The sequence below is a fragment of the Mesorhizobium sp. M6A.T.Cr.TU.017.01.1.1 genome, from assembly GCF_004023115.1.
In the GTDB taxonomy this organism is placed as follows: Bacteria; Pseudomonadota; Alphaproteobacteria; order Rhizobiales; family Rhizobiaceae; genus Mesorhizobium; species Mesorhizobium mediterraneum.
In genome coordinates this window covers 20,072-27,670 of sequence record NZ_RZTA01000088.1, presented here as the reverse complement: position 1 = coordinate 27,670, position 7,599 = coordinate 20,072, and the positions used below count along the sequence as shown (strand labels likewise).

8 protein-coding genes are annotated in these 7,599 nt (G+C 61.7%); 6 read left to right on the top strand and 2 right to left on the bottom strand.

Going from position 1 to position 7,599, the window contains the following annotated elements:
• Both EOB36_RS24145 and EOB36_RS24140 read right to left on the bottom strand, forming a co-directional pair.
• A partial coding sequence (locus EOB36_RS24145; RefSeq protein ID WP_281035497.1) for a histidine kinase dimerization/phospho-acceptor domain-containing protein occupies nucleotides 1–407 on the bottom strand: 407 nt, incomplete at its 3' end.
• A gap of 9 nt (nucleotides 408–416) precedes the next feature.
• Nucleotides 417–1,547 carry an FIST signal transduction protein gene (locus EOB36_RS24140; RefSeq protein ID WP_245329864.1) on the bottom strand — a complete coding sequence of 377 codons (1,131 nt, stop codon included), beginning with the start codon at nucleotides 1,545–1,547 and terminating at the stop codon, nucleotides 417–419.
• A 22-nt stretch (nucleotides 1,548–1,569) separates the two neighbouring features.
• Here EOB36_RS24140 and EOB36_RS35795 point away from each other — a divergent pair, with 22 nt between their 5' ends.
• The 6 genes from EOB36_RS35795 to EOB36_RS24115 all read left to right on the top strand — a co-directional run bounded on the left by EOB36_RS35795 (nucleotide 1,570) and on the right by EOB36_RS24115 (nucleotide 7,593).
• A complete protein-coding gene (locus tag EOB36_RS35795; protein WP_280953366.1) occupies nucleotides 1,570–1,692 on the top strand; it encodes a hypothetical protein in 123 nt (40 codons plus the stop codon).
• A 99-nt stretch (nucleotides 1,693–1,791) separates the two neighbouring features.
• Nucleotides 1,792–2,223 carry a hypothetical protein gene (locus tag EOB36_RS24135; RefSeq protein ID WP_095485535.1) on the top strand — a complete coding sequence of 144 codons (432 nt, stop codon included), beginning with the start codon at nucleotides 1,792–1,794 and terminating at the stop codon, nucleotides 2,221–2,223.
• 259 nt (nucleotides 2,224–2,482) lie between these two features.
• Nucleotides 2,483–2,977 (top strand): (2Fe-2S)-binding protein, encoded by a 495-nt coding sequence (locus EOB36_RS24130; RefSeq protein WP_095485534.1) that lies wholly within the window; start codon nucleotides 2,483–2,485, stop codon nucleotides 2,975–2,977.
• A gap of 114 nt (nucleotides 2,978–3,091) precedes the next feature.
• Nucleotides 3,092–5,440, top strand: a complete 2,349-nt coding sequence (locus tag EOB36_RS24125; protein ID WP_095485533.1) for a xanthine dehydrogenase family protein molybdopterin-binding subunit — start codon at nucleotides 3,092–3,094, stop codon at nucleotides 5,438–5,440.
• 101 nt (nucleotides 5,441–5,541) lie between these two features.
• Nucleotides 5,542–6,339: a xanthine dehydrogenase family protein subunit M gene (locus EOB36_RS24120; RefSeq protein ID WP_095485532.1), complete on the top strand. Its 798-nt coding sequence runs from the start codon at nucleotides 5,542–5,544 to the stop codon at nucleotides 6,337–6,339.
• Between the two features lie 231 nt (nucleotides 6,340–6,570).
• On the top strand, nucleotides 6,571–7,593 hold the full coding sequence (locus EOB36_RS24115; RefSeq protein ID WP_128285889.1) for an acyltransferase: 1,023 nt from the start codon (nucleotides 6,571–6,573) through the stop codon (nucleotides 7,591–7,593).
• Nucleotides 7,594–7,599: the final 6 nt, after the last annotated feature.

Here is a 7,599-nt window from a genome sequence, read left to right as displayed (position 1 = left end):
GTGCGGAGCAGATCCTCCATCGTCTCCAGCGACCGCTCGACCTGCCGGACCAGTTTTTTGCCTTCGTCGCTGGTCTGCACTTCGGCCAGCGCCGAGACGGAGAGATGGGCGGCGTTCAGCGGTTGCAACACGTCGTGGCTGGCGGCGGCCAGGAACCTGGTCTTGGACAGGTTCGCCAGCTCGGCGTTTTCCTTGGCCGCGCTGAGATCGATATTGGACTGTTCCAATCTACGCAGTGTCGAGTGCAATTCCTCGGTGCGCGTACGCACTCGATTCTCGAGCGAAATCGCGGTCTGGAACAGCGAGAACGCGTTGCCCTGCTGTTCCATAGAGCGCTCGACGCGGCTGACGAGGGCTGCGTTGATCTTCTTCAGCTTCTCCAGGTCGTTGATGTTCCTGAGCGGCATAAGAACCTCCTACTCCGCCGCCTGCCGCTCTCCGAAAGCGATGCCGGTGAAAGTCTGGTTCAGATGCATCGACCGGTACTGTTCGCCATAGGTGCCGAAGCCGATGACGTTGTTGACCTTGTAGAGTTCCGAAATCTCTCGAAAGACCTGGCGGTTGCGCGCGTCGAGCCTGCGCAGCACGCAGTCGAAACCGAGGATCATGTCGATGCCGCCAAGCCTTTCCTCGACATCCCTAAGGGCGGCCCGCGTCGATTCGACCATGTTCTTGGGCTGGGCGATGGAAAGGACGACGCCATCGTCGATGGCGCAGAAGAACGACAGCGAGCCGTCCGCGTGCATCTTCTGGATCGAGCGGCAGTAAAATTCGCCGCCCACTTTCAACACCACCGGGTGCGAAGCGAAACTCAGCGGCGTCAGCATCTGCGGAATGACGCCGACCGAGGCGGCATATTCCTCGGCGGCATTGGTGGCGTTGAATTCGCGCACGGTGCGGTGATCGGGATCGGATGCGGTCACCACCAGCTTCTCGTCGGTGGGGACGAAATTGTCGGTCTTGAACACGTGGAAAGGAATTTCCGTGGTGATCAGCACGATGATGGCGCTGTCGGAGGCAACCTTGCCGTTCGAGATCAGCCGCGTCGTCTCGAATTTCAGATCATCGCCCGCCGACCCGCCGATCAGCGGAATGTCGTCGAGTCCCCAATGGATGGCGGAGGTCACGGCTTCTTCGGCATAGGACAGCCCGTCGATGAAGCAGAGCGCGAAAGTGGTGTCAGCTCGCTCGTGCCCGACGCGCCCGCGTAACGAACGCCTCAGCGCCTCGACTTCGCCGGTGATCCCGTCCATGCCCGATGAGGACAGATTTTCGACCATGGTGCTGGCTGCCGAAAACGTTGCGGAGGGAAGCAGCATGGCCAGGACCTGGCCGTCCTCCAGGCCTTTGGGCGTAATCTCGCCGGCCGTCGAGCAGCCGGCATAGAGGAGTGCCGGCGCTTGGGCTTTCAGCGCTTCCGAAAGGGCGACTGCCTCGACGAGGCTCTGCGAGAAAAACAGCAGGGCGAAGCCGGCATCGACGGCTGCGGCTTCCACCGCCACCGCCCGGGCGAACGCATCCGCGTCGGGTTCGTCGGTAGTGAGCACCGATAGGCCGCATGCATAGCGCGTGCGTGAACTGGCCAGCGGCTTCCTCCTCCATTCCTCCGACGCGCTTTTTGTGCGCGTCTGGCGCGCCGGCGTCGAGGGCATTGTTGTCTTCAAGCGCCACTTTGGCAATGAGCCAACATGACGGATTTGAATTTTCTGCTATTTTTGACGGCGTCAGCGTTCAGAAACTTCAAATCCAGAACCACACTGGCCAGAACTACACTGGAAGGGAGCGTGATTCATGGACGCCCAGGTCAGGAAGCTGTTCGAAAGGTATGAGCAGCTTTTCCGGAAATCCCTCGCAGGCGATGCCGACATGGACGAAGTCGCATCGGTCTATGCCTCCGCCTTCATCGCGGCGTCGCCTGCCGGCGTCATGGTCGGGAACAACGACGACCAGTTCAAGCAGGCTATGGAGCAAGGCTATGCTCATTATCGGGCGATCGGCACGAAGGAAATGCGAATACGGGATGTTCGCATCTCGCCGATAGACGAGCATCATTGCGTTGCCCACGTCGCCTGGACGTCGATCTATGCCCGAAAAGACGGACCGGACGTCACGATAGATTTCGACGTCCACTACCTCGTGCAGAAGCTGGGCGGAGAGCCCAAAGTATTTGGGTGGGTATCAGGCGACGAGCGGGAGGTTCTGAGAAAACACGGCATCGGCTGAAATCGGCTTGGCCAGCCCGGCCGCTGATGGCCGGAAGGCGGCATCGCACAGCGACCGTGTTTCGCTTCGTTGCGCCATTTCCTGTCTTTGCGTGACCGAAAGTACAATAGGCGGATTTTCGGACGAACTGCATTCTCGCAATCTCGGCATTCCGCGGCACTTTTTCCCCGTGCGTTATGCGGTATAAGAATAGCGGACAGATGGAGGGCTCGGGCAACACCGACGCCAGAACGACCAAGGTAGCACCCAGGGAGGTTTCATGTCGGACATATCGTTGACGGTCAACGGAAAGCGGGTAAGCGGCGCTGCCGAGGACCGTACGCTTCTGGTTCATTTCTTGAGGGAGAATCTCGGCCTGACCGGGACGCATGTCGGCTGCGACACCTCGCAATGCGGCGCCTGTGTGATCCATGTCGATGGCAAGGCGGTAAAATCCTGCACGATGCTTGCGGTGCAAGCCTCCGGATCGAACGTCGTGACGATCGAAGGCTTGGCGGATGGCGCCGACCTGCATCCGGTGCAGGCGGCGTTCAAGGAGCATCATGGGCTGCAGTGCGGTTTCTGCACGCCGGGCATGATCATGGCGGCGACCGACATGATCAACCGTCACCCCGAAGGCCTCGACGAGGCCACGGTGCGCGCCGAGCTCGAAGGCAACATCTGCCGCTGCACCGGCTACCACAACATCGTGAAGGCGATCCTCGCCGCATCGGAGACGATGTCTTCGAAGGGCAAGGCCAAGCAAGCAGCATAAGGGCAGTAAGGGAGTAGGGTAGTAAGGCAGTAGGGAAATTGGCTCAAATCCCTACTGCCTTACTGCCCTACTGCCCTACTCACCTAGTTCAGCAATTCGGGAGGAATTTCTGCGATGGGCATTGAAGGTGTTGGCGCTCGTGTAGCGCGCAAGGAAGACAGGCGGTTCATTACCGGCGCCGGGCGCTATGTCGACGACATGGTGGTTCCCGGCATGAAGCATGCGGCCTTCGTGCGCAGCCCTCACGCGCATGCGCAGATCAAGAAGATCGATGTCAAAAAGGCGAAAGGCATGCCGGGCGTCATCGGTGTGCTGACCGGCAAGGAGCTCAAGGCCGACGGCATCGGCAATCTCATCTGCGGCTGGATGATCCATTCCAAGGACGGCTCGCCGATGAAGATGGGGGCATGGTCGCCGCTGGCCTTCGACAGGGTCCGCTATGTCGGCGACGCGGTGGTCGTCGTGGTCGCCGAAACCAAGGGCCAGGCGCGCGACGCGGCCGAAGCGGTCGACATCACCTATAAGGAACTGAAGGCAGTCGTCGATGCTCCGAAGGCGCTCGAAAGGAGCGCACCGCAGATCCACCCGGAAGCCGACGGCAACCTGATCTTCGACTGGGAGCTCGGCGACAGCACGGCGACCAACGCGGCGATCAAGGCCGCTGCCCACGTCACCCGGATGAAGATCGTCAACAACCGGCTGGTGCCCAACGCCATGGAGCCGCGTGCGGCACTAGGCTATTACAACAAGGCCGAGGACCACTATACGTGCTGGACGACCTCGCAGAACCCGCATCTCGCGCGCCTGGTGATGAGCGCCTTCTACAATGTCGCTCCGGAAAACAAGCTGCGGGTCATCGCGCCGGATGTCGGCGGCGGCTTCGGCTCGAAGATCTACATCTATCCGGAAGAAATCATCTGCCTGTGGGCCTCGAAGAAGACCGGCGTGCCGGTCAAATGGGTGGCTGACCGCACCGAGAGCTTTCTCACCGACGCCCATGGCCGTGACCATGTCTCGACGGTGGAAATGGCCTTCGACAAGGACAACAAGATCACCGGACTGAAGGTCGACACCATCGCCAATCTCGGTGCCTACATGTCGCTCTTCTCGTCCTGTGTGCCGACCTATCTCTACGCGACACTGTTGTCGGGCCAGTACGATATTCCGACGATCCACGCCAATGTGCGCGCCGTCTACACCAACACCGCGCCGGTCGACGCCTATCGCGGGGCAGGGCGGCCGGAGGCCACCTATCTGCTCGAACGCACGATGGAGACCGCCGCTCGCGAGCTGGGCGTGTCGCCGGCGGAGCTTCGCCGAAAGAACTTCATCACATCGTTCCCGCACCAGACGCCGGTCATCATGAACTATGACGCCGGCGATTATGCCGCCTCGCTCGACGCGGCGATGGCGGCTGCCGACTATGCCGGCTTTGCCAAGCGCAAGACCGCCGCCGCCAACAGAGGCAAGCTGCGCGGCATCGGCTTGAGCAACTATATCGAGGCCTGCGGCCTGGCGCCGTCGGCGGCGGTCGGCAGTCTTGGAGCGGGTGTCGGCCTCTGGGAAAGTGCCGAGGTGCGCGTCAATGCCGCCGGCACCATCGAGGTGCTGACCGGCTCGCACAGCCATGGCCAGGGCCATGAGACGACTTTCGCGCAGCTGGTCAACCAGCGCTTCGGCGTGCCGATAGACAGCGTCTCGATCGTCCATGGCGATACCGACAAGGTGCAGATGGGCATGGGAACCTACGGTTCGCGCTCGGGCGCCGTCGGCATGTCGGCCGTCGCCAAGGCGCTCGACAAGGTCGAGGCCAAGGCCAAGAAGATTGCCGCCCATCTGCTCGAGGCCGACGAGGGCGACATCGTCATCGAAAATGGTGCCTTGAAGGTCACCGGCACCGATAAGAGCGTGCCGTGGTTCCAGATGGCGCTTGCGGCCTACACCGCCCACAACTTGCCAGGCGGCATGGAGCCGGGGCTGAAGGAGACGTCGTTCTACGATCCGTCGAACTTCACCTTCCCGGCTGGCTGCTATGTCTGCGAGGTGGAGATCGATCCGGAAACCGGCGTGACCGAGATCGTCCAGTTCGTCGCCGCCGACGATTTCGGCAACATCATCAACCCGATGATCGTCGAAGGCCAGGTGCATGGCGGCGTCGCCCAAGGCATCGGCCAGGCCTTGCTGGAGGGCACTCGCTACGACGCCAGCGGGCAGCTTTTGACGGCGAGCTATATGGACTACGCCATGCCGCGAGCCGACGACCTGCCGTCGTTCAAGGTCTCGACCTCGAACACGCCGTGCCCGGGCAATCCGCTCGGCATCAAGGGCTGCGGCGAGGCCGGCGCCATCGGCTCACCGCCGGCGGTGATCAACGCCATCACCGACGCCATCGGCATCACCGATATCGCCATGCCGGCATCGCCGTCCACGGTCTGGGCAGCGATCCGGGCGACGAAACACTGAAACAGGAGTGAGTAGTGAATAGTTACGATTGAGGCAAAGTCGACCGGCATTACTACTCACTACTCACTACTAACTACCCACTATTTCACGGGAGACTCCCAATGTACTCAGTCAACTATCACCGCGCCGCCTCCGTCGCAGACGCCGCCAAGCTGCTCAAGAGCGGCGATGCAAAGCTCTTGTCGGGCGGCATGACGCTGATCCCTGCCATGAAGACGCGGCTTGCCGCGCCTTCCGACCTGGTCGACCTGTCGCGGATTAAGGACCTGCAAGGCGTCAAGGTGTCGGGCAAGACCGTCACCATCGGCGCGGCCACCACGCATCACGATGTCGCCAGCGACGAAAAGCTGAAGAGGGCGTGTCCGGCGCTCGCCCATATGGCGTCCCGGATCGGCGACCCGGCGGTGCGCTACAAGGGCACGATCGGCGGCTCGATCGCCAACAACGATCCGGCGGCCGACTATCCGGCAGCACTTCTGGCGCTCGACGCCACCATCGTCACCAACAAGCGCGAGATCGCGGCCGGCAAGTTCTTCACGGGCCTGTTCGAGACGGCGCTGAAAGACGGCGAGATCATCACTGCCGTGACCTTCACCGCGCCGGCCAAGGCGGCCTATGAAAAGTTCCGCAATCCCGCCTCGCGCTATGCGATCGTCGGGGTTTTCGTGGCCAAGGGCAAGGACGGCGTCAGGGTCGCCGTCACCGGGGCCGGCGACGACGGCGTCTTCCGTTCGAAGGAAATCGAGGCGGCGCTGACCAAGAGTTTCACGGCCGCCGCCCTCGACGGCATGAAGATTTCGGCGAAGAATTTGATGAGCGACATCCACGCCTCGGCCGATTATCGGGCCAATCTGATCGCGGTGATGGCCAAGCGCGCCGTGGCTGCCGCCAACGGCTGAAGATACCGATTGCCGGCCCTGGGATTGCCAGCTTTGGGAAAGGGGGCCTTCGCGGCCCCTTTTTTCGTCGCTCTCGGGTCAGATGGCCGGACATGCCAGAGTGTTGCTATCTCGCACTTGCACAACATTCTATTGCACTGCAATATGCCTGGAGGAAATGCGAGCCGGGGCTCGGAGCGCACAGTCATAGCTTGCAGCCCTTTCGCATCGTTCAAATGCGAAGGGACCGGCATGACGGATATCTCCGCGACGCAGCTTGTCGTGTCCCGGTCCAGCGCCGACACATCGTCGAGAACAAGGCTGGCCTATCTCGACGGCTGGCGCGGCCTGTCGATCGCACTGGTGCTGATCGGCCACTTCTTTCCCGTTCCCGGAATCAACCTCGGTGTCATGGGCGTCGAGTTCTTCTTCGTGCTCAGCGGCCGGCTGATGGCCGAGATTCTCTTTGTCGAACGCTATCCGCTCAAGGCGTTCTTCAAGCGCCGGTTCTCCCGCATTTATCCGGCGCTGCTGGTTTTCGTCGTCGCTTCGATGGTTGCCTTGTCCGGCACCTTTGTCGCCTTCAAATGGAAGGCGGCGCTGACGGCGCTGACATTCACCTACAATTATGCCGGGATTCTCGTCAGCCGCGCCGGCGCGCTCGACCATATCTGGTCGCTGTGCGTCGAGGAACATGCCTATGTCATCCTGGCGCTGATCAGCTTTGTTGTTTCGGGGCGTGCCCGCGTCGTCGTGCTGCTCAGTGCGCTGTCGGTGCTGGCCATGGCGAATGGCGCGATTTCATACTGGGTCTTCGGAATGGACTACGAGACCACCTATTGGCGGACCGACGTGCACATCGCCTCGATCCTGCTGTCGGCGGTGATATGCCTGCTCAAGGCCGACGACAGACTGCCGGCCTTGTTCAAGGGGCCGCATGTCGCGGTTGCGGCGTCCGTCGGGGCGGTCCTTCTGTTCATGGATGCGGTGCCGACGCCGATCCACTATCTGGTCGCGGTGCCGCTGTTGGCGCTCGCCGTCAATTCGCTCGACTTCAGCGCTCGTTACCTGACCGGATTTTTGTCCTGCTGGCCGATGGCGACGCTGGGGCTGTGGTCGTATTCGCTCTATCTGTGGCAGCAGCCGTTCTACAAATTCGTCTATTCGCAAGGCAGTGCGCCGCTGCTGATGCTGGCCGGGGCGTTCGCTTGCGCCCTGTGCAGCTATTACATCGTCGAAAAGCCGGCTCGCGCTTGGCTGAACCGCAACTGGTAGAGTTGT